Origin of the sequence: Vibrio sp. M60_M70, from assembly GCF_037162085.1 — a bacterium.
Classification (GTDB): domain Bacteria; phylum Pseudomonadota; class Gammaproteobacteria; order Enterobacterales; family Vibrionaceae; genus Vibrio; species Vibrio diabolicus.
In genome coordinates this window covers 1,201,159-1,227,194 of sequence record NZ_JARLUL010000001.1, presented here as the reverse complement: position 1 = coordinate 1,227,194, position 26,036 = coordinate 1,201,159, and the positions used below count along the sequence as shown (strand labels likewise).

Sequence of the window (26,036 nt, the reverse complement as noted above, 5' to 3'; positions counted from 1 at the left end):
ATTACTCCTGTTCACCGTTTTGGATAGTTACTGGGCTGCCTGGACCTACCTTTTGTAACCCAGCAGTAATGACTTTATCGCCCGCGTTTAAACCATCAATAATACGCCATTGATTATTGATCGCTTCGGCTGTCTTCACTGGTCTCGCTTCCACTTTGTTCTCACCATTCACCATCATCACTGTCGCTTTGCCTGTCGCATCGCGAGAAACGGTATTTTGTGGTATCAGAATCGCGTCAGGGTCAACACCAGTAATGACCGTCGCACGAACAAACATTCCTGGTAGTAACAAACCGTCAGGGTTTGGGAATTCAGCACGAAGCGTCACGCTACCCGTACTTTCGTTCACATTGACCTCGGTAAATTTCATCGTGCCTTTATGTTCGTACGTGCTGCCATCTTCAAGCATCAATGTAACTTGCGCAGAGTCATCTTCTTGCATATGACCTTGGGAAAGAGCCGCTTTTAAACGCAGCAGTTGCGCGGATGATTGCACAATATCAACGTTGATAGGATCAAGCTGCTGAATGGTCGCTAATTTGGCTGCTTGGTTAGCCGTAACCAACGCACCCGCCGTCACACTCGATTTACCGATCACACCGCTAATCGGAGCTTTCACTTGCGTGTAATCTAAATTGATTTTTGCCGTATTGATCTTAGCTTTTGCGACTAGGACCTGTGCTTGCGCTTCCTTGTATGCTGCTTCTGCTTCATCCAAATCTTGTTGGCTGATGGACTTTTTGGTGATCAAGGTTCTGTAACGCTTCACTGTGGCATGGGTCGATTCTGCCGCTGCTTGAGCTCGGATTAATTCCGCTTCAGCGCTCAGCAAATCCGCTTGAAATGATGAATCATCAATTTGATATAGGGACTGTCCTTGTTCAACAAGGCCCCCTTCAACAAAATTTCGCTCTGAAATAATGCCTGTAACTTGCGGACGAACTTCCGCTTCTTTGAATGCACGGCTACGACCTGGCAACTCGACAGTTAACGCTTGGCGAGTTGGTTCCACCGTTAACACTTCAACTTCGGTTGCGGGCGCAGGACCACTACCTTGGCTCGATCCTTCTTCGCTAGGTTGACATCCAACCACAAAAAGGCTCGACGCAATCAGCAGAGATAGCGTGGTTTTACGTCTCATGAATTTTTCTCTCTTTTACCTACAAGCCTTCAAGATTCCTTGCTAAAAACTTCTAGAATGACTTAATGATGACTAACGGATGTATATCCAGAACAAATTAATTAGGATGATAATTACCCAGTGTTGTACATACAACAAAATTTACAGTTCTATACGCTTACGAAAAACGTTTATGGTAAAGGTGTAATGAAGTTCTCAAATTTGAAGATTTTGGGTTGGAAATCACACTTTCCTGTGAGCAATTGCAATGGTTAAAAAGCAGCAAAAGTGATGATAAAAGCATCATCACGCTGTACAGAGTTTGTCACCGCTGTCTAGGATTATTTGCACCTCTGGTATACAAAGTTAAGTAAAAGAGGGATGTAAATATAGTCGAGCCTTCACAAGTCAGGTTCGACCCTTATCTAAAAAATAACCCGCTCAGAAGCGGGTTATTTCGTCAGTGAGACTGCAGTTCTCAGCTTATACTTTGAACTGACTAACCTGATGATCTAAGCGCTGGGTTTGCTCTGATAACATGGCTAAAGATGCTTGCGCTTGGTTTACGATTTCCACAATAGATGTACTGCTATCTGCAATGCCTTGTACGTTGCTATTTACTTCGTCACTTACCGTACTTTGCTGGCTTGCAGCCGCTGCAATGTGTGTGTTCATCTCGTTCATACGTGAAATCGCGTTTAAGATTTCAGAAAGGGATTGACTCGCTCTCCCTGCCGATTGAATTGTTTCATCACTGCTATTTTGGCTACCACGCATCACTTCTACGGCTTGTCCCGCACCAGATTGTAGCTTTTCAATCATGGTTTGGATTTCACCCGTACTCTGTTGTGTGCGACTGGCTAACGAGCGAACCTCATCTGCTACAACAGCAAAGCCTCGCCCTTGCTCTCCTGCACGAGCCGCTTCAATCGCTGCGTTAAGCGCCAATAAGTTCGTTTGCTCTGCGATACCACGAATGACATCCAATACAGAAGCAATGTTACTCACATCATGATCCAATGTGTTAATGACGTGGCTTGCACTTTCGATTTCACTTGCGAGGCTACGAATTGAGCTAACGGTTTGATCCAAAATAACATTGGTATTGGTAAGTTCATCATTCGCAGTCTGGCTTGCAACCGCAGCTTCGTTGGCGCTATCGCTGACATTTCTGCTGGTGACTTGCATCTCATGCACTGCCGCTGCTACCGCCTCGCTGTCTTTTTGCTGTGAAACGGTCGAGTTCGCGATGGTCGTGGTCAACGAGCTAAGATTTTCCATCTCATTACGCAAGGTATTCGAACTTTCAATTACTTGAGAAACTGTCGCTTGGATTTTAGACACAAACTGATTAAACGCGTTCGCTAAATTGCCAATTTCGTCTTGTGTTTTCACGTCGATTCGCTGGCTTAAATCACCTTCACCAGAAGCAATTTCTGTCATCGCATTTTTGATATCGTTGATAGGCTTCACGACGGTTTGCAACAACAAAAACGCCATCGCAATAGCGGCCAGAATAACAATCACAATGCCCGCTTCAAGAATTACCTGAGCTCTTGTTGCGGCTGCTGAGATTTCATCTTTCAATAGGCTTTGTTTTTCTTCTATCGCATCTTTCACAACATTAAGTTGCGCTCTTACCTCGATAAACTGATTTTCAAAGGTGTGTTTGTGTTCGTTGTAGTAACCAAGCCATTGTGATTGAGGTAAACGCAACATCGCTTCATAACTCGCCAACCATTTTTCACCTAGGGAGACAAGCTTTCTCACTTCATTACCGTGTGAAGAAGACATCACGCCAGCTTGCGATAGCTCAATCATTTTCTCCATACGTGGCAGCGCTTTGTATGCGTTGTCTTTGTATTCACCGATGTGGTGGTCAATATCGGTTTGAGTATCAGAAAGAGCAACACCTTGGATTGCAGATGTAGCTTGGTAAAGATCGCGGTAAGCATCCTCAATCGTTAATAAGTTCGGCACTATCTGTTCGTTAAGTGTTTCACTCAACTCAGATTGTTTCCAACTTGTCATAACGTTTAATACAGAGCTCACAATAAACAATCCAATAATCAGTGACAGCGGAATCACTATCTTCTGCTTGATCGTTAAGTTCTGGAACATGAATAGACTCTCTTTAATTATGGTATACAAACTGCCAGAAATTATATCAAACAAATAGAGTATCCCATTAGGTAAAAGACTCTATTAAACATGATATCTGATGACTTTTTGACAAGCGTTCTAATTTCAACAATTAATTGATTTTATGGAAAATTTAATAAGGAACGCTCATCACAACATGCGAATAAAAACGCACTACCTGTACGGAAAATGTGTAACAAAAGATGAATAAAAAAGGAGGCTTTTTGAAGGGCTTGCCGACTCAATGAGTAATTGAAAATCAATACGATATACAGCTCTGGGATTGAACTTGTCGCGTAATACGAAAAAGCCCCAGCATTTCTGCTAGGGCTCAAATGTGGCGGTGAGTGAGAGATTCGAACTCTCGATTGCAAGCTACCATGTTTAAAACATTAAAAATCAACAAGTTAAATATAAGCTAGTTTCCTATTTTGTACCAGATTTTTGTACTACGCTTCTTTCATGCCTTCCTTAAGACTTATGTTTCATATAGATTAAAACTATGCACCTCACCATGCAGGCAAAACATTAAGCTTAACCTGGTCAATATGAAGGATTCTTTAACATGATTACATTTATTTTTGGGGCGGGAGCAAGCTACGGCTCTGGACGCTGTACCCCCAACAACCCACCTCTTGGAAACTACCTGTTTAATGACCTAGTAAAATTAGACGGAGCTTTCTCTAGATTAGATAAAACAACACAGAAAGTCTTTATAGACGAAGGGTTTGAAGCGGGAATGGCAAAAGTGCCTGACGACAACCGAATAATAAATCCAATTCAAAAAGAGCTAGCTTGCTATCTATCTTCATTTTCAATAACAGATGAAAATGCCTATGTGAGATTATTTAATAAGCTAAAAAGCAACATCAATGATATCAACATAGTAACCCTCAACTATGACTTATTGATTGAACAAGCTCTTTGGTCTAGAGGATTTCAAGTTGACTATAATTGTGAAGGAAATGGGGTAAATCTACTCAAACCACATGGCTCTTCAAACTTCTTACCCCAACTAGATGGATTGCAGATGAGTGGTAATATTATGACAGGAGTAGGGGCATACGTTGAAGGGCTAAAGACTGAGGCAGTTCAAACGCACAATGAAATAAAAAACTGGTGCAACAATCCAAAGCATGGAGACGTTAGTCCTGTACTCTCGATGTACAACAAAGACAAAAGAATTGTGGTCAATCAAGGACTAATCAAGAGTATCCAAAACAAGTACGCTGATTTGGTAGACTCATCCAGACTTATAGTTCTTGTTGGAATCAAATATATCCCTCATGACGAGCATATCTGGGGTTCACTAACTAAAAGTAACTCCCCTATTTTAGTCGTTGATCCGTATCCTGAAGATACAATTAAATGGGCTGAGACCAATAGTAAAGATCAGGTATCAATTCTACAGAAAGGCTTTGATGCTTCGGTATGGGATATTACAAAAGTTGTTCGTTCTCATCTACAAAATGGTTTGTAGACTCAAATAGATGACTTGCTCTCAACGATGTAGGTTATATCTCTTTGACCCAAAATCATGAAATATGTACCCATTAGGTATACCCAAACGACTACGGTCAAACCTTGATCAAACAGTACCCATTAGGGTTGAATTAAAATTGTGACCACAATAAGATTTCTAACATCTTAGAGTTAAACGGGTACACCTAATGGCACACATAGCTTATCTACGTGTTTCGACCACAGACCAAAATACAGACCGTCAACTTACAGATTCTGGTATCCCCTTTGATAAGAGCTTTACAGATAAATGCAGTGGTGGCTCAACTAAACGACCAGCATTAGAAGCTCTTAAAGACTACGTTCGAGAAGGAGATACAATCCACGTTCATAGCATCGACCGCCTAGCGCGTAATTTGGTTGATTTAAAGCAGCTAATAAACGACTGGACTAACCAAGGTGTTAGCGTGAGATTCCACAAGGAAAACCTAAGCTTTAATGCTGGTGGAAGCGATCATATGTCTGAGCTCATGCTGAACATGCTAGGAGCTGTAGCTCAATTCGAGTTAGCAATGATTCAGGAAAGACGTCAGGAAGGCATTGAGAAAGCTAAAGCAGCAGGGAAATATAAAGGTAGACCAACTAACACAACTAACCACCAGCGTATCGCTGAGCTACGCTCACAAGGAATGTCTTTAAGGAAAATAGCAGCTCAAGTAGGAGTCTCTCTTTCAACGGTACAAAGAGCTCTATCAACAAACCTCAAGTAAGCAAAAATCAAAAAACCAAGCGCACATATTGTGTAAAAATAACTGGGCAGTGCAATCGTGATGGATTCGCATTACCCCGAACCCTCCCCCTTCTAGGGTTCCAATCAAACCAAAAAGAGAAACATTAATAATCAGTCATAGACCTACAGGTACATAACACACTATGAATCAATTCATGGCAGATAGCAGATTTGCGTATTTAGACCCTCGAACTCTCATACTCGATCCCGCGATGCAAGCCCGTGACGTTGAACTCATAAAAGACAAACGAGTACGTTCAGCGCAAGAGATTAAGCAAGAGAGCCAAAGCAAGGAGATTCTTGAAGACCTTCGTAATGGACAGCCTATAAGGCAGCCTATCACTGTTTTTGTGGTTGATGATAAGTATTACGTAGTGGATGGTTTTCACCGCACTGGAGCTTGTCTGAAGTACCTTGAAGAAAACCCCGATGCTGAATTGATGATTAACTCGTTGATCATAGAAAATCGTACTTATGCTGAAGCATTCTCAGCAGCCCAAGATGTCAACCAAGCACATGGGGTTGGAGTTACTAAAGATGAAGCAATGCAAGCTAAGTTTCGCAAGCTAATTGTTAACCGAGAGTTTGACCTAAGCGTCTCTCAAGTATGTGAGATTGTTGGATGTAGTCGTGGTCAGGCTGCACACATTGCTAACGGCTTAAAAGCTTGTAAAGAAGCATTAGGGACTGACATCGAGATGAACGACCTAGAGAGCTTTGTTGAAGACCTCAAGTTTGGCTTGGAGTCACGTTATTACCTACCCCAAAGCTGCTGGGACTCTAAGGGGTTCCCGAAGATTAGACGTCTCTCAGATGCTTTTAAGGGCAAGGATGATATATCTGACAAAGATGATGAGCAGTGGGAGCAAAAGCAAATTAAAGACGTCTCAAATAGCATCAGCCGCCTCGTTGAGTTCTTTGGAGAGGATATCTTCAGGGAAGGTTTAAGAAAGGTCACTAGGGGATCTCAATTAGGTATCTCGATATCTCAACGGAGTAAGTGGCTGGAACAAGCTGGGAGTATCGAAGGGAGTATTCAAGATCAAAACAGTGGAAATAAAGCCCCTAACGTAACCGAAAACTACGACTTTTAGAAATGACATTGTGAGCTCGTAAGCCTTATACCACAAGGCCTACGGGCCAATTCAAACCAAAGTGTACACGTGTGTACAGTGGGGAGACTTTAGGTGTACACAACAGTGTAAAGACATTAACGAAAAACTACCAAAGACGTGGGACAGCCAACCTAGGCAAACAGTCTATTGCTTTCTTCTTAGCCTTAATATCAACCGTACCGTATGCTGCTCCGATATTAGCCGGAGCGTGACCAGTGATAGCATCACTAACAGAATCAACCACTCCTAGGCCACGCAAAGCTGTTCTCAAAGAGTGCCTAAACGAGTGTGATGGCTGCTTGGTTATGCCTAACGTCTTGACCTGTTTACTCCACCACTTACCAATAGCACCAGACCTTTTACCGTGTTTGTTTGGCTTGTGCTCAGGGAATAGAAACTCTCCACAGGACGCCACATAATCCAAAAAGCCCAAATCAATGAGATGATCATGAATCGGTACTTGTCGAACTGACTTAACGTTTTTTACGTTCTGCTCTTCACCCTCACGAACATAAATAAAATGAATACCTTCGTCTGACTGTTGTATATCTGACCTTCTAAGTTGAACCATTTCTTCAATCCGAGAGCCCGTATACCTGCATAGAAGTGGTACCCAATAACAAGCCATGCCATAAGGCTTATTAGCAGTAGCGTCAGTGAATATATCAAACTGAAATAACTGGTTGATCTCACTAGGGCTAAAGCCTTTAGCTTCGGCAACCGCTGACTTATTCTGCACTTTAGGAAGTGTTACACCTTTGTATGGGTTGACGTCTATCAGACCAAGCTCAACAGCATAGCCAAATACAGGAGAAGTCTTTCTGAGAATAGTCTTAACGGTTGAAGGAGCTATTGTTTCGAGCCCCTTTGTCTTAACAAGCTCAAGCTGCTCAGGTACTGATTTGTTTCTAATCTCTTTAGCTTTAGACTTAGGTAATTGTAACAGGGTATCTTTGTATTTTGAGATATGACCTCTCGTTACATCAGCAACGTCTAGATCCCCTATTATCTCTATAAGACGCTCTATCTGAGACTCAACCTCTGCCAAGGATTGAGAAGCTTTGCCATTAATAGATGCAGACTCAAGGTAACGCTTCAATAGGCTCGAAATGGAGTTCTGAGATGGTTTCAAAACCCTAGACGGTATCTTATCAGGCTTAGACACTGAAAGGGGCTCACTAGCGATTGGAGTGGCCACTGGCTCATACCCAAAGTCTCGCTTGTGACGAGCCAAACAGAGAGACTCAACTCGACGGGCGTAATCGTAAAAAGCGTAAACCAAACGTCTATATGAAGCGCTTGTCTCACATACAACTAAACCTTCTATCTTTAGCTGTTCTTCAATGAAATCTTTCAAGCTGCGTATTTCGGAGCATTCCGAACAGCCATTTCGGTATGACCCGAACACCTATTTCGGTTTAATCCGAACGTACATTCCGCGATTATCCGAACACTTTTAAGCGAACTCCGAAATCAGCGTTCGGAATAGCGAAAACCGCGTTCGGAATGCCCGAAATCCTTCCTTTTTCTCTTTTAAATCAATAGCTCGCTATTCTTTACTTCTTAAACAAGAACGTAAGGAAGCGACAATGGCTAAAAAGAGAACTCCAATGAACAAAATCAAAGAGATATTACGCCTTAAGTACGAGTGTGGGTTGTCCTACCGTAGTATTGCTAGTTGTCTCAATGTCAGCCTTGCAACAGTCTCAGAGCTTGTCGCTCGCTTTAAGCAAAGTCAGATAGGCTGGCCTCTCCCAGAAGGTTGCAGTGATACGGACCTTACCAAAGCCCTATATCATTCGAAGCAAGCCAGTCGAGACAAGGTTATGCCAGACTTCGCTCAGTACGCTGTCGAACTCAAACGTAAAGGCATGACAAAGATGTTATTGTGGCAGGAGTACCATGAGCAATATCAAGAGCAAGCTTACGCTTACACTCAGTTCTGCGAGCACTTCACTCGTTGGTTCAAAACCCAAAAGCGCAGTATGCGTCAGCTCCATGTTGCAGGTGATAAGCTGTTTATCGATTACTGTGGGCCTCGGCTTCAAGTGGTCAACCCTGATACAGGTGAAGTGCGCGAAGCAGAAGTGTTCGTAGCAAGCTTAGGCGCGTCCAACTACACCTATGTGGAAGCCTTCCCCAGCCAAGGGAAGTCTTACTGGTTAGAGGCGCATGCCAATGCCTTCGAGCACTTCGGTGGCGTCCCCCATCTCTTGGTTCCCGATAATCTACGCAGCGCGGTCAGCAAACCTAACCGTTATGAACCGAGGCTTAATGAAAGCTATCAAAAACTGGCAAATCATTATCAAACTGCCGTGATGCCAGCTCGCCCCTACAAACCGAAAGACAAAGCCAAAGCAGAAAATGCCGTCCTCCTAGTGGAACGTTGGATCATGATGCGACTTCGCCATCAAACCTTCCATACCTTTAAAGAGCTGAACCTCGCCATCCGTGAGCTTATGAATGACTTAAACGAACGTGAGATGAAGCAGTATGGTGCGAGCCGCAAAGCACTGTTCGACAAACTCGATAAACCCGCGTTAAAGCCCCTTCCTAAACAGCGATATCTCTATACCGAAACCAAGCGAGCCAAAGTTGGGCCTGATTATCACATCGAATATCGCCGTCACTACTACTCGGTTCCCCATCAACTGGTTGGCCACCATGTCGAGCTGGAAGCCTCCAACCGTCTGGTGCAGATCTACCACCAAGGTAACTTGATCGCTCAACATCCACGCAGCCAAAGGGAACGTGGAAACAGCACTCAACCAGAGCACATGCCGAGTAACCATCAACATCAAAAGTGGTCGCCTGGACGCTTGCTCAACTGGGGAGCCAATATCGGCCCAGCCACCCGAGAAGTCGTCAATAAGATGCTGAACGCCAAACCTCATCCAGAGCAGGCCTATCGTTCCTGTCTTGGGCTGCTCAATCTGAGTAAAACCTATGGCGAGTCGCGCCTAGAACAAGCCTGTAAAGATGCATTGATGCTGACAAAACCCAATTACACCTTCGTCAACAATCTACTCAAGAACAATCGTGAGGGGCACCTGAGTAAAGATAAAGCGAATACGCCGAACCTTGTTCACAGCAATGTTCGTGGCCCGAACTGTTATCACTAGGAGAAAGGATATGAACGCACTGAATGACCAACTCAAAACCCTGCGCTTAAGTCATGCGGCGAAAGCGTTAGAGCAGCAACAAGAGCAACTGACCACCTACGCAGAGCTGGACTTCGAGGAGAGGTTAAGCCTACTTCTGGAAAGTGAAATCTTGAATCGCAATCAAACCAAAATCCAACGCCTGAAACGACAAGCCAAGCTGAGAGTGGATGCTCAGCCGAGCCAACTTATTTACAAGGAGGGACGAAACCTCAACCGCAAGCAGATGAGCGAACTGCTAACGGGTGGCTATCTGCACAAGCACCAGAACATCTTGATCACAGGCCCAACAGGCGCAGGTAAAACGTATCTTGGTTGCGCACTGGCAACCAGCGCCTGCGACCAACAGCAAACGGTCAGATACTACCGATTAACTCGCTTGCTCGATGACCTGACCGCAGGTCGTCTGGATGGTAGTTATCAAAAACAACTTCAGTCGCTGGCTAAGAAAGGCTTACTACTCCTCGACGACTGGGGGATGGAAAAACTGACTCAAGAGCATGCTGGTCACTTGTTAGAAGTACTTGAAGATCGTTACCAAAACAGCAGCACAATCGTCATCAGCCAGTTACCAGTAAAAGAATGGTACAACATGATCGGCAACGCCACTGTCGCTGACGCTCTAATGGATCGTCTAGTTCACAATAGTCATCGAATAGAACTGGGAGGAGAATCAATGAGAAAACTGGCGCAATCCGAACACTTAGAGTAAAAATAGGGAAAGAGAAAAAGTGCTGGTTAAGGTGTTCGGAATAAACCGAAACAAGCGTTCGCAATCACCGAAATACGCATCAAGCCTTCCAAAAGCTCTTGGTATTCTTCTTCAGTAGCTTTTGACGCATCTAGACCACTAAACTCAAATGTGTCAGACAAGCCGAATACGTGGAGACGCTTATCGCCCTCAACGCCATACCATTCATATCGAAGATAGCAATCATAGTTACCATTACCATCAACCTCATCTTTGACACGCAGATACCAACGCTCGGCAATGATCGCGCAATCACGGACATTAAGCTCAATATCAGATGAATTAGATAGCTTTAAATTAGCGAAGTCGATTTGCTTGAGCGCATCATCAAGATGCTGAGGAAAGCGCTGCTTTGCTTCAGAAAGGTTTTTCGTTTGAAGAGATTTCTTGAAGACTGTCTTACCGATTATAGGAACCAGCTTTTTGGGGACAGCCATTCTAAAGTAGTAAACACCAGTTTGGGGATGCTTATAAGGACTTGCCATGATGTTCGACATTGTACCTACTCTTTGTACCAGTAGGCAGCTTACATTAAAACACCAAACCCCTGTATTATAAGAAGTTCTTACACTACAAGGGCTTATAGAATGTGGCGGTGAGTGAGAGATTCGAACTCTCGATACGTTGCCGTATACACACTTTCCAGGCGTGCTCCTTCAGCCACTCGGACAACTCACCGAATCAATTTTTGGTTAGCATCATTGGCTAACGAGGCGCTAATTTAATGATTATGTGCCTGATGGTCAAGGCTAAACATAAAAAAAAGCGCCCTTTTCCACTCGATTGCTCACTAAGTAACTAAATTGAGCAAAACTGGGGCATTTAGATGCCTTGAGAATAACCGGGAACACGGAACCAACGGCGGCACATGTCCAAGAAGTACCCATACAACACACCCATACCGCAAGAAATAATGGCGTTACTTGTCACCGCGGTCACTATTTGGTCTGTAGACGCACCAACTGCGAATAAAATTCCCGCATAAACTGGAGACTGAAAAAGCACATAAGCGACCAGATCAGATACGTTTTTCATAAATGAAGACGGCGATACCTTGTTACCCTGACGTAGTACCCAATCACGAAAAACGCCATACGGCCAAGCAATAGCAATATTCACTGGAATAGATAGTGTACGTGATGCTAAAGATTGCTCAAACGTCATCCCTGAAATCAAAATCTCGACAATCATCCCTGTGATAAAGCAAAAAACAACCATAGCAAAGGTATCCGCTGCGGCGTGACGAATACAAAATGGTCCACGAGACTTCATTAACCAGCTCCTAAAATTAAATACTACCAATAATAAACAAAATAAAACTATCAACCATCAAACAAATACATGACCAGTTAATAAGACAATTAAATCACATAAAAAGCAGCGCATGGCACTGTATTTGAAATCAAGTTGTAAATTTATAACCATTTTTTAAAATGAAAGTAGTTTTTTTCACCACTAACAACTAAACACGCTTAAAATGACGTAAAAATGGTAGAAAAATACGGATTTAACTTACACAAAAAGTGGGATAAGTGATTGTTTGGATGGAGGGTTAGGATAAAGTTCGGGGAATAAACGATCATTCTAATAACTTATGCTACTGAGTTGTAAAAATTCAGAGTATTCCCGATGTGAGCGCAACTGAGAGCCGCACCGTTTCTCTTATGACAGAATCCAACAGCAGCGCTAAGCTCATTGAAAGTAAGGAAAAAACAGACGATTCAGCTAAGGTTAGGTATGAAGAGTAAAGACAATTCATGATTGCGTTGAATCGCGCTATATGGATTAAGCTATGATGATGCGAGCAAGAGCGTTAATGTATCGATATCATCTTGGTTTGGAGACTGCTGACGCTTTAAGTTACGCCTTATTCGCTCGGCAACTAAAGAAACGTCTTTATTAGCATCAGGGGTGACTTGAGCAATAATCGCTGAAATAGCCTCTAGCGCTTCGTTGAGATGACCATTATCTAGAGCAACATAGAAGTTTAGTAGCCACTTTTCCGCATCAAGGATATCCGTTGTATTATCACCAAAGTCCGACTGGTATTGGTATAAACGTGCTGCATGGAGATACAACGCATCATTTAATTCAGACTCCACAATTGGTTTCGCAATTATGTGGTCGGCTCCTACATTTATCATGCGCTCTTGTGTTTCTTTGAATACATCCGCTGTGCAGCCAAAGATCAGTACCGACTTTACAGGCGAACTCATCGCTCGAATGGCTGATATCGCCCCAACACCATCAAGAACAGGCATATGATTGTCCATTAATATCAAATCAAATGACTGAACGGCCACCTCATCGACGGCAAGCTGACCATTTTCAACACTTGTGCACTCAAAGCCTTTGGCTCTTAGGAAAGTTTCCATAATGATCGCATTTGTTCGGTTGTCTTCGACAATGAGCGCTTTCAAACCTTTGCAATTCAGCTTATGTGTATTGACTGCTTCCACTTTCCCAGGCTCACAAGGCGTAAGCGCGATCTCGACGGTAAAGGTTGTCCCGACATTCTCTTGACTCTGTACAATCACATGCCCTCCCATATGCTCGGCAATTTCTTTTACTATCGCCAAACCAAGCCCTGTACCACCAAACCGCCTAGTCGTCGAGGACTCCGCTTGTTCAAAAGGACGGAAAATGCGTTTTTGCGCTTCTTGAGAAATACCGATACCCGTATCTTTCACCGCGAGAATAAGCTTGGTACCTGCCTTGCTCGATTTCTCTGTCAGCTCTACCTCTACGATGCCTCGGTCGGTGAACTTGACAGCGTTGTTTAGTAGGTTAAACAATACTTGGCGCAGACGGGCTTTGTCATTGTTGTACCAGCGCCCTGTTGGTAAATGAGACACGACTCTAAAGCGAAGGCCTTTTTCTGCACATAGTGTTTGATAAACACTTTTTATGCTGCCGATGATCGACTCAATTGGGAAAGGCGTATTTTCGAATTCAACATGTCCTTGCTCAATTTTTGAGTAATCTAAAATCTCATTAAGTAACGTCATCATATGATCACCTGAGTCATAAAGTGTTCTCAGGTGCTTACGTTGATCATCGGTGAGTGGCGTTTTTAACAATATCTGAGCAGTTCCTAATACACCGTTCATTGGCGTACGAATCTCATGGGATAATGTGGCTAAAAATGCCGTTTTAGCGTTCGTCGAAGCCTGGGCTTTTATTCTCTCTTGCTCTAGATAGATGGTTTTTTCATTGAACTTCTCGATGAGCTGTCCAATTTCATCTTCGCTATCGTAATCAATGTCTATGATCCCGCCAGTTTTCGAGTCATCAATCTTAGCGGCAATACGGACAATCGGTTCGACAATGTAACGATTCAGCAAGTAATACCCGACCAGTACACACAAGAGTAAGAATGGAATGATCCTCCCTCAACACTCATGACTTGTTCAAACACTTGATCGGCTACTTTAGCTTTCGCGTTGACAACTTCCATGCGCCAATCGAACTCTCCAAAATCAAGCTCACTGACATAAATTTCGTCTGTTAGTTGGAAGTTGTGCTCAATAATCACGTTCGAGTCAGCATCGCGAACCACCACACCTAAAGAATGCAGGTTCGTGTGCTCTCGAATAAACTGAAAAAGTGCATCAAGTGATAAGTCTACCGTTACAACGCCAGCGAATTGACCGTTTTGATAATATGGGGAAGACGCCGTAATCATCTGAACCTGAGTAAAAGTGTCGATATAAACCGTAGACCAACTCACAGAACCAACTGGCGCGTCAGCAGCTGCCTTATACCATGGTTCATTATCATAGCCGCCAGATTCAGGATTATTGTAGGAGTGAATTTGGTCAATACCGCCATCACTGTTTTTGTTGAAGAATAGGCTTTTATATCGCCATTGTTCAGCTTTGAGTTCTGGTTTAGGCCATACGCCACCACTGACGAGCATCTCATCACTCAATTGGAGAATATGCGGAATTGTCGTGTTGAGAGATTGAATATTTTCAGTCCCCTGGGCGAGTCCTGCAAGGCTACTCAATACACCGGTAGAGCTAAGGAGAGGCTCTTTAATCTCTAGAGCAAGGAGTTGGGTGCGTAACTCTAGGTTTTGCTCTAGCTTTTGCCTAACCGGAGGCTCGACAACCAAATAGGCAACAGAACCAATCGTTGCGATAAAGAAACACAGGTACAGTGTCAGGGCGAGAATGCTTTTTTTCTAAGTGATGAGCGAATTTCCATAGATGTCTGTGAATCATTCCCTAATATCGATTTATCACAAATTGATTGGTAAGATGAGCGCAATCAACCAGCCCATTAACAAATGGTATTCTATTTTGAAACTACAAGACATCCTTTCTCTCCCAGAACTTGACGGTAAACTACTAAACCTAGCAAAAACTCAAGGCTTTGTAACAGCGATGGCTGCTGCGCCAAACGTATTAATGCCTCAAGAGTGGTTGCCATTCTTATGGGGTGGTGAAGAAACAGCGCCATTTACTGACGGTGAGCAATTAGAGCAATACATTGATGAGATTGTACAAATGTGGAACCAAACTCGTCCTGCTCTTCTAGAAGGATCTTGGCAGTGGCCTGAAGGATGCGCGTTAGATGAACAAGATATTGTAACAAGCCAGACCCGTGATTTCTGTGAAGGTGTATTACAAGGTTGGCAACTTGCTCGTGATGACTGGGAAACGCTAATGCCAGAGGACAGCGAAGATAATGCTCTGCTCGGCGGTGTTTTGCTTTCTCTTACGATGCTTTACGATCCAGAAACGACCATTGAAACGTTGGCAGAACAAGGCATGGAAGGCTTAGAACAGTTTGAAGAGATCTTCAATGCCATGCCAGTGATGCTATGTGGTCTTACTCAGCGTGGTGTTGCATTAGCTGAAGAACAATAAGACACAACGCTGTCGACCATCAAGATTGAACCGCAGAATAGACAAAAGCTCTCTGGATGGAGAGCTTTTTTGATCATGTTAAAATCACATGTGGAATATATCGCGCCATATCTTGCGTGACTAAGCTAGTGTCTTCCCGAATCGAAATCCCAGCGGCTCTATCGTTGACTAACCAGCTGCCAATTAATGTATGGCTTTGCCCAAACTTGGGTAACGGACGATACTGCTGGACGATATTGAATTTAGATTCATAAGGCCCTGCTGTTTTGAGTATGCGTTTCCCACCTTTGACGATCTCAATATTCGCGCCTTCTCGAGAGAATAGTGGTTTGATTACATAGTCTTTCAAAGTGTTCGCTTTTGAATCGTTAGCAAAATAGGCAGGTAAAAGATTAGGATGATTCGGAAAGCGCTCCCACAATAACGGTAAAAGTGCTTTGTTGGATAGAATCGACTTCCACATGGGTTCTAACCAATTCACTTTCGCGGTCGCTAGGTATTTCGCATATTCCTCTTCAAACATAAACTCCCACGGATAAAGCTTGAACATCCAACGAATCGCTCTGTCATCTGCATCCACGAACTGACCATCTTCCGTCGCACCAATATCTTCGACATAAACAAACGCCGTCGCTAACCCAGCTTCGCGCGCGCAATCTTCTAAATACTGGACAGTTCCTTTATCTTCTTCAGTGTACTTGCAGCAGCTAAAGTGAAGGGTTTGCCCGGGTTGATATTTGGCTATCTCGGAAAAACGCTCAATCAAAAAGTCTTGAAGAATGTTGAATTGATCCGCGCTCTGGTGAATTAGACCTTTATTTACAACATCCTCTAACCACACCCACTGCCAAAAACCCGTTTCAAACAGGCTGGTCGGCGTATCCGCATTGTTCTCCAGTAACTTAGCTGGCGAAGTTCCGTTGTATGCAAAATCCAGACGCGAATAGAGTGAGGGTTCATTTCGGTGCCACGAAGAAGCAACCTGCTCCCACATAAATTCAGGGATCGCACATTGCGTCAGCAACCTCTCACTCCGAACTACTTCATCCACAATAGCCAAGCACATCTGATGCAGCTCTTCAGTGGGCGCTTCAATATCGTTCTCTATTTGCTCAAGCGTGAATTGATAGTAAGCACTCTCATCCCAATACGGTTGGTCATACATGGAATGGAAGCCAAAACCAAACTGGCGTGCTAACTCACGCCAGTTTTCTCGTTCTTGTATTTCTCGTCGAAACATAGTGCTTATTAACCGCCTCGGCTGACCGATACCGCTTTACCAAACCCGCCTCGAGACATTGCTCTACCAATAGTTCCGCCACCACGTTTATTTAGGTTACTGGTCGCAACCTTCGTCGGCTGATTACGATAGGAACCAAAAAATTGTCCGGCACCATTATAGAATTTGGATTTATAGCGATACATTGGTTCAGAGTAATAGCTCTTGTTGTAACCTTTCAAACCGCTCAGTGCTCGACTGTAAAAGAAGCCCCCAAAGTGAGGCACATAAGCTCGGGAACTGGAACTGTAGTAACAATCGTCTTCGTAAAAATCATTTTCACATTCGAACTCATTGTTGTAGCGAGGGGCATTTCGTTCGGCGCGAGCCAAAGCTTCTTGATAAGCAATGTCACACTGCTCACTGAACTCTGGCGAGTTTGATTTGCATTCATCAGCGTCAGAAAAAATGTAGCCTTCGGTTTTCGATTCTTGTGTCGCAAAGAAGAAAATACCGCCAAAAGCAGCAAAGGGAATAATTTTCCCAAGCTTTAAACTTTTGTCCATGGAAGAACGTTTAACGTTAGAACTCCGCTTCATCGTCCCTCCTAGTACGTCATACAAGCGGCATTTAATACACCGACCGATATAGAAACAGCCGCTAATACAATACCGGCAGGCAGCTCATCTTTTTCGATACGCTCAGTCACTTTTGGAAGTAAAACAAAACGTACAATCGCAAATGCAATGATCTGCGCCAGCATTGCAACAACGCCCCACACCATAAAATCGACAATGTTGACTGAGTTTTTTGCCGCCCCCGAAATCGCAATACAATAACCAAGAAATGCGCCACTCAGTGCAATCGCTGCCGCTGTATTTTGCTTTTCTTTGATCAGGTGCCATTCATCGTAAGGCGTAAGCTTGACGTAGATGAACTTAAACGCCAAAACGAAAATAATAGAAACAGAAAAATAGAGTAAAAAGTTGGGAAAACCTGCTAACAGATTAGCAATCATGTGCATTATTGTTCCTTGTTCATTTCTTTCCAGGCAAAATCTTCAATACGTTCATCTGCAATGTAAAACAGCTTGGTACTCGGTGGTACTTCAGCATCTAAATCTGGGTTGAGTTGAATACCATGGCCAATGTCAAAAGCAATTAGCGTGGCATGATGACGTCTTTTGAGAAAAACGAAGAGACTCTCAACAGTAGTTACTGGCAGCCTTTCAGGATAAATGACCGAGTATTGAGTCATACCCCGTGTTGAAGCTAATAGCTCTTGGTGAAGTGCACTTGAGCCTGGATCTACCGCCGCTTTTGCCAGCATTTCTGCGCCAACTGCAGGTATGCATTCCGCTTTAGGACAGTGTTGACTTAAAAGACGGCCTAACGCCTCATCTTTAAAGTAAGCGACCAAATGTGCGGAAGGATTCACAGAAGCGCAGTACAGCGCAGCTGACAGCGTAATATCGTCCGAGAGGTTATCAACAATAACGCAAGCTGCTTCAGCAATATTGGCGTTTTTCATCTCTTGTGAATCCGTGTAGCTGGTCACTTTGATAAAACTGATCTCGCCTGGCAACGGATTTTCTATTTCTGAACGGCTGCATAAAACAATCGGACGCTTCCCCTCTTCTTCATGTTGTAACATGCGAATAAGGTGCATCGTTCTCGATCCATTCCAACCCAACAATACAATATGGTTTTCCACTCTTACTCTCCGTTTTCCTAAAATACCCGCTCGCCAGTAATCCATCGCTGCTCCAGCGACACGTCCCAATAATGCAGCGAATAGGCTCAAGCCGCCTGGGATCACAAACAGTACAACAACCCATTTACCCAAATCTGTCACTGGAGAATAATCGCCATAGCCAACCGTACTCGCCGTAACCATAAGGTAATAGATAAAGTTAGAGAAGCTGTCTGTTAATGCGGTTTCACCAGCGAGAACGAGCAGTCCCCATGAAAGGCTCACATATAAGCCACTAAAGATGAGAAGACTTCGGTTGCTCAATTTAAAAAGGTGTGAACTAAGCCACTTTTTAACTACTAACCACACCGCCATAAATTTATAACCTCGACATTCATTGATTACATCAATAGTAACTCATTGATAGTAAGACACAAAAAAACCAGCCATATTCGGCTGGTTTTTGAGATTTACTTTCAGTTACGCCTACTTTTTAAGCATTACCTTTCACTTGCATATTTAGCTGCTCAGCAAAGTCCAACATACGATTTAACGGAATGAGCGATTTAACACGCAATTCTTCATCAACAAAGATCTCGTGTTCTTCACCGCCTTCACTAAGCGCTTTCTCTATCGCTTTCAAACCGTTCATTGCCATCCAAGGGCAGTGTGCGCAGCTACGGCATGTTGCGCCAGCACCTGCGGTTGGAGCTTCGATAAGTTCTTTCTCTGGCACTAGTTGCTGCATTTTAAAGAAAATGCCTTTGTCTGTCGCAACGATCATTTGTTTGTGAGGAAGCGCTTTCGCTGCTTTGATCAGCTGACTCGTTGATCCAACGGCATCGGCAAGTTCTACGACGCTTGCTGGTGACTCAGGGTGAACCAAAATAGCCGCATCTGGATACACGCTCTTCATTTTGCGTAGCGCATCAGCAGAAAACTCATCATGAACCACACACTCACCTTGCCATAGCAGCATGTCTGCGCCGGTTTTATTAGCGATGTACGACCCTAGGTGACGGTCTGGTCCCCAGATGATTGGCTTGTCTTCGGCGTCTAAATGTTCCACGATTTCAAGCGCAATGCTTGATGTAACGACCCAATCGGCACGAGCTTTAACTGCGGCAGACGTATTTGCATAAACCACAACCGTGTGATCAGGGTGAGCATCACAGAACTCACTGAACTTATCCGCTGGACAGCCAAGATCGAGCGAACATTCCGCTTCCAACGTTGGCATTAGAATTCGCTTTTCTGGTGTTAAGATTTTGGCCGACTCGCCCATAAAGCGAACACCGCCAATGATCAGTGTGCTTGCAGGATGACGATTACCAAACTTCGCCATTTCCAAGGAGTCACCAACAAAACCACCCGTTTCTTCCGCTAGGGCTTGAATATCAGGATCGGTATAATAGTGTGCGATAAGTACCGCATCCTTTTCTTTTAGCAGCTTTTTAATGCGCTCAATGTAAGACGCTTTTTCTTCTTCGCTTAATGGAACTGGCTTCGGTGGGAATGGGTAAACAGTGTCGATTTTATCTAATATATGGCTCATTGCTCTTGCTCTACGCAACTTCCTTTAATCCGAGTATTGTAACCTCGTTAATTTTCAAAAACCAACTTGTCGCGGGGATTTCTAGCTATCTAGCCGTATATCTTTGTTACAGGTAGCATTTCTGATTGAAAGGATCCGTTGCAAGATGGGGATAAAAGGCTCGATGCCATTCCTCTCGATTTATTCGATCACCACCGATAAAGAAACGGAAAAGAAAAAGGAAGCCGAAGCTTCCTTTTTAAAACATAACGTCTTACAGCTTAGAGCTGGCAAGTTTTGCAGATGCACTACCTGGGTATTCATCAACCACTTGTTGGTAGTACTTTTTCGCTTGAGCTGCATTGTTATTACGCTCAGCGATTTCACCTAACTTGAGCAAAGCATCGGCTCGCTTATTGGAGTCTTTATAAGACACCACCGCAGCAAAGCTCTTTACAGCATCTTTGTCCTGCTTCTTAGCGAAGTACAATTGGCCTAGCCAATAGTGAGAATTCGCTGAGTATGTGGAGTCAGGATAATCTTTCTGGAACTGCTGGAACGCTGCAATTGCGCCAGTGTAGTCACGTTTCTTGAGAATGAGGTCGACTGCATTTTGGTATGCCGTTTGCTCATCAACATTTGGCGTATACTGACCACCTGTTTTAGCCGGTTTCGCTTCTTGCGCAGGCGCGGAGGATTTGATTTCTCCACGCACACGATCTAGCTCGACAAACAACTCTCGTTGACGTTGCAACATTTGCTTCATTTCGTAGCTATTTCGCTCTAATTGACCACGTAATTCACTGATCTCTTGTGACATTTGGTCAATTTGCTGTTGCATTTGGAGCTGAACGCGATTGCGGTTTTGTAGTAAGCGCTCTAGACGCTCTACTTCCGTTTCAGATGAACGGCTCTTAGAGACGGATGATGTGCTGTTGAGATCGGATACTGGAGCTGGTACAGCGAACGCAAAGTTCGCTGCACTTGCCAGTAACGTAAGCGCAACAGCGCGCTTAGTGTTACTGAACATGAGGATTACCTCGAATTAGTATACTAGAACCGCGCGACGGTTCTTAGCGTAAACTTCATCTGATTGACCTAGAAGAAGTGGCTTCTCTTCACCGTAGCTAACGATTGAGATTTGGTCAGCTTGAACACCTAGTGCTTGCAGGTAGTTCGCTACTGCTTGTGCACGACGCTCACCAAGAGCGATGTTGTACTCAGGAGTACCACGCTCATCAGCGTGACCTTCGATAGTTACGTTAAGAGCTGGGTTCTTGCTTAAGTAAGAAGCATGAGCTGCAAGCATCTCTTCGTAATCTGCTGCAATTGTTGAGTTATCAAAAGCAAAGTAGATTGTTTGAGTTTCACGTAGTGCTTGCTCTTTTAGCTCTTGCTCTGTTAGCTGACCGCTTTGATCAATTGGCGTAGCTACTGTTGTTTCAACTGCGCCATTGTTGTTTGTTGCTGCATCAGTGTTAGAAGCAGCGTCGTCGCTTGAACTACACGCTGTAACAGCCATTACAGGAAGCGCGATTAGTAGCCCTTTTAGAACCTTGTTCAGTTGCATCTTATTTTCCTTTATTAATCAAACTTATTACTACAAAAACGGTGACCATGCAGGCGCTCTAACACGCCCATTTGTTGCCGGTAATCTAGCTTTGAATCGACCATCAATTGACACCATCGATAGTACGTTTTTCTTGTTGTAAATCGAGCTATACACAACCATGCCACCGTTTGGGGCAATACTAGGAGACTCATCAAGCAAGGTCTTAGTTAAGACTTGAAGAGCACCAGTTTCCAAATCTTGTTTCGCCAAGTTAAATCCTGCGTTACTGCGGTTCACCATTACTAGGAATCGCCCATCAGGAGTAATCTGGCCACCCAAATTTTGGCTGCCTTGCCAAGTCAAACGGTCAATAGAACCGCTGCCCAAATTTACTTGATAAATCTGTGGTTTACCACCCCTATCCGATGTGAAAATCAACGATTTTCCATCTGGATGCCAGAACGGTTCCGTATTATTTGATCTGCCACGCGTAATTTGCGTCAGCTTGCGAGTGTTAAGATCGAACGTATAAACATGAAGCGAGCCTGTCTTAGAGAGAACAATCGCTAACTTATTGCCGTCAGGCGAAAATCTTGGCGCACCATTATGACGTGGGTATGAAGTAATCTTCTCACGCTCACCGGTGTAGATGTTCATGATAAAGATTTCTGCTTGACCATTTTGGAAGCTAACATACGCAAGCTTTTTACCATCTGGCGACCATGCTGGTGACATTAATGGTTGCTTAGAACGTAAAACCAAGCGCTCGTTGTAACCATCGTAATCAGCCACACGAAGTTGGTAAGGGAAACGGTCTTTATCATTCACCACCACGTATGCAATACGGGTCATGAAGACACCACGGTCACCCGTTAACTGCTCATACACCAAATCAGAGATGCGGTGAGCATACTCACGCATGCGAGGGCCTTGAACGGTCGCGACCTTATTGAACAGCACATGATCTTTTGACAGTACTAATTCGCCATCGCTACCAAGCGCTTTACTTTTCCCGCCCGTTAGCTGACCACGCACAATATCAACAAGTTGGTAGTTGATAACATAATCACCTTGAGCATTTTGTTTGATTGAGCCAGTCAGCAGAGCATCTACACCTAAATTAGTCCAGGCATCAAAATTGACTTCTGATTCACTGAACGGAGTTTGTGGCATCTTGCTCGTTGGAACGGGGCTGAACTTACCACTGCGTTGCAAATCCGAGGCAATAACAGCAGAAATATCCGTTGGAAGCGCTTGAGTACCCTCCAACTTAAACGGAACAACAGCAATTGGTCGTGCTGAATCAATACCATCGGTAATGACCAACTCTAATGCGGCATTCGCCACATTTGTCATACTGCTAAACAGTACAAACATTCCTAGTAAAAGGCGTCTAATCACGTCTTATTCCTTTTAGTCCAAAGCAACAGTTATGTTGATGTCTTTTAGTCTTTCGTTTACCGCAGCTTCTGAAGATTTAGGGAACGTCCCTACCTGAGCTATCGCTCGCTTCGCCGCTGCACATACTCGAGTATCGCCACTCAAAACGGTAACACCAGAGACCATCATATCAGTTCCTGTCGGAATCAATTTGATGTTTACCCTACACTCCTTTCCCAGCAAGTAGTCATCCTTAATCAACTTTTGCTGAATATTTTGAGTATAGATGGATGACATTCGAGAAAGTTCGTCGTCAATAAATTGATTTCGAGCAGCACTATTTTTACTAACCTCATCCTCAAGGCCTGCAAAAATATCATCTAGCGCGGCTTCTTGCGCTTTACGCTCGCGCTCTGCACGTTCCGCAGCTTCTCTCGCTTTGCGCTCTCGCTCTGCCGCCTCTTTTGCCGCTTTCTCTTTTGCGATGCGCTCTTGTTCAGCTTTTTCAGCGGCTTCACGCTCACGACGTGCTTTTTCTTCCGCTTCTTTTGCCGCCTTTTCACGAGCTAGACGTTCTTGCTCAGCTTTTGCTATAGCCGCTTCTTTCGCTAAACGCTCCTGCTCAGCTTTACGCACAGCTTCTTCTTTTGCCTTACGCTCTTTCTCTAGCTTAGCAGCTCGCTCTTTTTCTTTGCGAACGCGTTCTTCTTCCTGCTTGCGCTCTTGCTCTTTTTTCTTACGTGCTGCTTCTGCTTCTCGTGCCGCTTGAGCATCTTTCGCTTGCTGTTCTTTCAACTTGCGAATTTGCTCTTCTTCAGCTTTACGGTTTTTTTCTAGCTGCTCTGCTTCGCGTCTCAGTTTATCAAGACGCTCTTGTTCTTTTTTTGCTGCCTTTTCGCGTTGCTGGCGAATTTCTTTCGCTTGTTGCTGCACAAGTTTTGGATCGATGACAACAGCTTGAACCATTTGCCCTGTAGGCTCTGGTTTAGACATGTTGAAGTCCGTCCCCAAAGCAGGGCTGCAACTAGAATTGCATGCAAACCAACCGATATTGCTATCGGTTTGGCGTATTGGTTGGGTTTCTTCTTGCGATCTTTCATAGATAATTGATGTCTATTCCCTGATATCGGTCATTAGACCTACCTTAGGGATACCAGCTCGACTTAGTTCATCCAGTAATAGAACAACATCGGCATATGGTGTTGCCGCGTCGCCACCTACCGCAACTGGTGAATCTGGCTTAACCTCTCGCTCCGCTTTCACTCGCACAATAACATCTTGCAACGACAAACCTCGCTGAACTTCTTCATCGTTTACGCTTAGGCCTAAATTACCCTCGCTATCAATTTCGATGATAATAAAACTACTGTCAGTTTCGCCAGCAAGGTCTTGCATAGATTCAGCGGTCGATGTTTTCGGAAGATCAACATCGACGCCTTGAGTCACAAATGGAGCGGTCGCCATAAAAATGATCAACAGTACGAGCATTACGTCAATGTACGGAACAACGTTGATCTCCGCTGTCATTTTTCGCTTTTTAGGTTGATAACCCGCCATGCTTTATTCCTTATCCGCGCTGTCTCGGCCAGCCATCGCTTGACGATGAAGGATGCTGTGGAATTCTTCAGAGAATGTTGCGTAAGTGTGCTCTAGTTTGCTCACTTTATTGCTTAGGCGGTTGTAGGCCATTACAGCCGGAATAGCCGCAAATAGACCCATCGCTGTCGCGATCAATGCCTCGGCGATACCCGGTGCAACCATAGACAACGTAGCTTGTTTTACTTCTCCCAACGCAATAAAAGCGTGCATGATGCCCCAAACGGTACCAAATAGGCCGATGTAAGGACTGATAGAACCGACTGTCGCTAAGAATGGTAAGCTTGTTTCAAGCTCATCAACTTCACGAGAGACAGCAACGCGCATTGCGCGGCCAGTGCCTTCCATGATGTACGCTGGTGAGTTTGCGTTGCTCTTACGTAGACGAGCAAACTCCGTGAAACCTGCGTAAAAAATTTCTTCTGTGCCTTCAATTTCGTCTTTACGCGCTTTTACTTTTTGGTAAAGCTGAGAAAGATCAGTACCCGACCAGAATTTGTCTTCAAACTGCTCTGCATTCTTTGAGGCTTGAGAAAGCACTTTGCTGCGCTTGATGATCATTGCCCATGACACAATTGACATACCAAGCAACGTCAGCATCACAAGCTTTACCAACAGACTAGCCTGAAGAAAGAGATCTAAAATGGAAATATCAGCAGTCACTATTTGTTAGCTCCGAATTTATAAAGGTTGGAATAGCTATTGGTTTCATTTTCTTATTATCGATACATGCTACCTTAACAGAGGCCTTGCACAATATCTTGCCTTGATCATTGACCAACTCTTGACAGAATTGCAGGGAAGCACGTTTTATTTCTGACACTCGGGTTAATACTGTCAAATGCTCGTCCAGCCTTGCCCCTTGGTTGAAATCAATATCCATGTGTCGGACAACAAAGCCGATATTTTGTTCCAGTAACACATGTTGAGAAATGCCTTTGGCACGTAACATTTCTGTCCGCGCGCGCTCAAAGAATTTTAGATAATTAGAATGATATACAACGCCGCCCGCATCGGTGTCTTCATAGTACACGGTGATCGGCCAGCGAAAGAGATTTGATGTGCCTTGCAAGGGAGTCCCAATATATTCAATTCTTTAAAGTAATTACTATAACTGAAGCGACAGCAATTGGTACCGAGCTAAGGGAATATTTTTGAAATTTGTAGAAAAAATAAAAGCTAGGCGAAATACCTAGCTTTTATTCGATGATTTAGTAACCGACTTTATTACAGCGTATTTCAGCCTAAGAGAAATAAAGTGCCGTTAAATAAATTAAGATAGCTAACGAAAAATAGGGACTAAACAAAACTTGCCAGTACCAGTTTCTCGGTTTGAAGCCCACACCGTAAACCATGCTTGAGCATACAGACCAAATCAGTGCCGGTGCGATGATTGAGTTAAAACCACCAATCGCTTGATGATAAGCTTCAGGATCCCACATCACCAATCCTACGTGCATAAAGCCAAGGATGAGAGATAAGACTCTTAACAGAGTCTTATCCATCGGAGCGTGAAGTTGCGCTACCTTATCAGCGAGATTACTCACTGTCTTTGTCCATCATTTCTGAGTGCTCTAACCAAAGAGCGTTGATGATACCGAATGCACAAGCAAGTAGTACACCTAGAATCCATGCGAAATACCACATAG

General features: G+C 44.0%; 24 protein-coding genes, 1 tRNA gene and 2 pseudogenes. 6 read left to right on the top strand and 21 right to left on the bottom strand.

Annotated features, from left to right (window positions below; all coding sequences use genetic code 11):
• Position 1: 1 nt before the first annotated feature.
• Together P4S59_RS05745 and P4S59_RS05740 are read right to left on the bottom strand one after the other, a co-directional pair.
• On the bottom strand, positions 2-1,141 hold the full coding sequence (locus P4S59_RS05745) for an efflux RND transporter periplasmic adaptor subunit (protein WP_053807186.1): 1,140 nt from the start codon (positions 1,139-1,141) through the stop codon (positions 2-4).
• 462 nt (positions 1,142-1,603) lie between these two features.
• Complete coding sequence (locus P4S59_RS05740) at positions 1,604-3,241, bottom strand: methyl-accepting chemotaxis protein (RefSeq protein WP_337168078.1); 1,638 nt, start codon at positions 3,239-3,241, stop codon at positions 1,604-1,606.
• A gap of 586 nt (positions 3,242-3,827) precedes the next feature.
• On the opposite strand from P4S59_RS05740, the gene P4S59_RS05735 reads away from it, so the two are divergent.
• The 3 genes from P4S59_RS05735 (at position 3,828) to P4S59_RS05725 (ending at position 6,607) form a co-directional block, all read left to right on the top strand.
• The gene (locus P4S59_RS05735) at positions 3,828-4,742 is read left to right on the top strand and encodes a hypothetical protein (protein WP_140261418.1); all 915 of its coding nucleotides are present in this window, start codon (positions 3,828-3,830) and stop codon (positions 4,740-4,742) included.
• A 190-nt stretch (positions 4,743-4,932) separates the two neighbouring features.
• On the top strand, positions 4,933-5,493 hold the full coding sequence (locus P4S59_RS05730) for a recombinase family protein (protein WP_182016333.1): 561 nt from the start codon (positions 4,933-4,935) through the stop codon (positions 5,491-5,493).
• Positions 5,494-5,668: 175 nt separating this feature from the next.
• Positions 5,669-6,607: a hypothetical protein gene (locus tag P4S59_RS05725; RefSeq protein WP_258479911.1), complete on the top strand. Its 939-nt coding sequence runs from the start codon at positions 5,669-5,671 to the stop codon at positions 6,605-6,607.
• Between the two features lie 127 nt (positions 6,608-6,734).
• Here P4S59_RS05725 and P4S59_RS05720 read toward each other — a convergent pair whose 3' ends face one another.
• Entirely contained in the window at positions 6,735-7,985 is a 1,251-nt protein-coding gene (locus P4S59_RS05720; protein WP_337168077.1) for a site-specific integrase, read from the bottom strand.
• A 232-nt stretch (positions 7,986-8,217) separates the two neighbouring features.
• Here P4S59_RS05720 and istA point away from each other — a divergent pair, with 232 nt between their 5' ends.
• Both istA and istB read left to right on the top strand, forming a co-directional pair.
• A complete protein-coding gene (istA, locus tag P4S59_RS05715) occupies positions 8,218-9,750 on the top strand; it encodes an IS21 family transposase (protein WP_337167981.1) in 1,533 nt (510 codons plus the stop codon).
• Between the two features lie 10 nt (positions 9,751-9,760).
• On the top strand, positions 9,761-10,501 hold the full coding sequence (gene istB / locus P4S59_RS05710) for an IS21-like element ISVch3 family helper ATPase IstB (protein WP_238131037.1): 741 nt from the start codon (positions 9,761-9,763) through the stop codon (positions 10,499-10,501).
• A gap of 26 nt (positions 10,502-10,527) precedes the next feature.
• Here the strand turns inward: istB and P4S59_RS05705 are convergent, their stop codons facing one another.
• The 4 genes and pseudogenes from P4S59_RS05705 to P4S59_RS05690 all read right to left on the bottom strand — a co-directional run bounded on the left by P4S59_RS05705 (position 10,528) and on the right by P4S59_RS05690 (position 14,749).
• Positions 10,528-11,037 (bottom strand): DUF6538 domain-containing protein, encoded by a 510-nt coding sequence (locus tag P4S59_RS05705; protein WP_337168076.1) that lies wholly within the window; start codon positions 11,035-11,037, stop codon positions 10,528-10,530.
• A gap of 93 nt (positions 11,038-11,130) precedes the next feature.
• A tRNA-Ser gene (locus P4S59_RS05700) sits at positions 11,131-11,218 on the bottom strand.
• 144 nt (positions 11,219-11,362) lie between these two features.
• Entirely contained in the window at positions 11,363-11,812 is a 450-nt protein-coding gene (locus P4S59_RS05695) for an L-alanine exporter AlaE (protein WP_047008566.1), read from the bottom strand.
• Between the two features lie 518 nt (positions 11,813-12,330).
• Positions 12,331-14,749 (bottom strand): annotated as a pseudogene (locus P4S59_RS05690) (ATP-binding protein).
• A 53-nt stretch (positions 14,750-14,802) separates the two neighbouring features.
• Between P4S59_RS05690 and P4S59_RS05685 the strand changes: the two are divergent.
• Entirely contained in the window at positions 14,803-15,414 is a 612-nt protein-coding gene (locus tag P4S59_RS05685; RefSeq protein ID WP_005390772.1) for a YecA/YgfB family protein, read from the top strand.
• 73 nt (positions 15,415-15,487) lie between these two features.
• On the opposite strand, the gene P4S59_RS05680 is transcribed toward P4S59_RS05685, so the two are convergent.
• The 14 genes and pseudogenes from P4S59_RS05680 to cydX form a co-directional block, all read right to left on the bottom strand.
• Positions 15,488-16,654 carry a glutathionylspermidine synthase family protein gene (locus P4S59_RS05680; RefSeq protein ID WP_337168075.1) on the bottom strand — a complete coding sequence of 389 codons (1,167 nt, stop codon included), beginning with the start codon at positions 16,652-16,654 and terminating at the stop codon, positions 15,488-15,490.
• An 8-nt stretch (positions 16,655-16,662) separates the two neighbouring features.
• Complete coding sequence (locus P4S59_RS05675) at positions 16,663-17,232, bottom strand: DUF1190 domain-containing protein (RefSeq protein ID WP_005390768.1); 570 nt, start codon at positions 17,230-17,232, stop codon at positions 16,663-16,665.
• Between the two features lie 8 nt (positions 17,233-17,240).
• Positions 17,241-17,657, bottom strand: coding sequence for a DUF350 domain-containing protein (locus tag P4S59_RS05670; RefSeq protein ID WP_337168074.1), 417 nt, complete (start codon positions 17,655-17,657; stop codon positions 17,241-17,243).
• Positions 17,657-18,700, bottom strand: a complete 1,044-nt coding sequence (locus P4S59_RS05665) for a potassium channel protein (protein WP_337168073.1) — start codon at positions 18,698-18,700, stop codon at positions 17,657-17,659. Before P4S59_RS05665 ends, P4S59_RS05670 begins: the two co-directional genes overlap by 1 nt.
• Before the next feature lie 118 nt (positions 18,701-18,818).
• Entirely contained in the window at positions 18,819-19,880 is a 1,062-nt protein-coding gene (nadA, locus tag P4S59_RS05660) for a quinolinate synthase NadA (RefSeq protein ID WP_337168072.1), read from the bottom strand.
• Between the two features lie 253 nt (positions 19,881-20,133).
• Positions 20,134-20,889 carry a tol-pal system protein YbgF gene (ybgF, locus tag P4S59_RS05655; RefSeq protein ID WP_337168071.1) on the bottom strand — a complete coding sequence of 252 codons (756 nt, stop codon included), beginning with the start codon at positions 20,887-20,889 and terminating at the stop codon, positions 20,134-20,136.
• Positions 20,890-20,904: 15 nt separating this feature from the next.
• On the bottom strand, positions 20,905-21,429 hold the full coding sequence (gene pal / locus P4S59_RS05650; RefSeq protein WP_337168070.1) for a peptidoglycan-associated lipoprotein Pal: 525 nt from the start codon (positions 21,427-21,429) through the stop codon (positions 20,905-20,907).
• A 30-nt stretch (positions 21,430-21,459) separates the two neighbouring features.
• The gene (gene tolB, locus P4S59_RS05645) at positions 21,460-22,812 is read right to left on the bottom strand and encodes a Tol-Pal system beta propeller repeat protein TolB (protein ID WP_337168069.1); all 1,353 of its coding nucleotides are present in this window, start codon (positions 22,810-22,812) and stop codon (positions 21,460-21,462) included.
• Positions 22,813-22,824: 12 nt separating this feature from the next.
• Positions 22,825-23,891 (bottom strand): annotated as a pseudogene (gene tolA, locus P4S59_RS05640) (cell envelope integrity protein TolA).
• Between the two features lie 13 nt (positions 23,892-23,904).
• Positions 23,905-24,348 (bottom strand): ExbD/TolR family protein, encoded by a 444-nt coding sequence (locus P4S59_RS05635; protein ID WP_005378298.1) that lies wholly within the window; start codon positions 24,346-24,348, stop codon positions 23,905-23,907.
• 3 nt (positions 24,349-24,351) lie between these two features.
• A complete protein-coding gene (gene tolQ, locus P4S59_RS05630) occupies positions 24,352-25,050 on the bottom strand; it encodes a protein TolQ (protein WP_005378301.1) in 699 nt (232 codons plus the stop codon).
• Complete coding sequence (gene ybgC / locus P4S59_RS05625; RefSeq protein ID WP_012841975.1) at positions 25,040-25,459, bottom strand: tol-pal system-associated acyl-CoA thioesterase; 420 nt, start codon at positions 25,457-25,459, stop codon at positions 25,040-25,042. Before ybgC ends, tolQ begins: the two co-directional genes overlap by 11 nt.
• A gap of 172 nt (positions 25,460-25,631) precedes the next feature.
• Complete coding sequence (gene ybgE, locus P4S59_RS05620; RefSeq protein ID WP_337168068.1) at positions 25,632-25,934, bottom strand: cyd operon protein YbgE; 303 nt, start codon at positions 25,932-25,934, stop codon at positions 25,632-25,634.
• Entirely contained in the window at positions 25,927-26,034 is a 108-nt protein-coding gene (cydX, locus tag P4S59_RS05615) for a cytochrome bd-I oxidase subunit CydX (protein WP_000270284.1), read from the bottom strand. The genes ybgE and cydX overlap by 8 nt, the downstream gene beginning before the upstream one ends.
• Between the last annotated feature and the right edge of the window lie 2 nt (positions 26,035-26,036).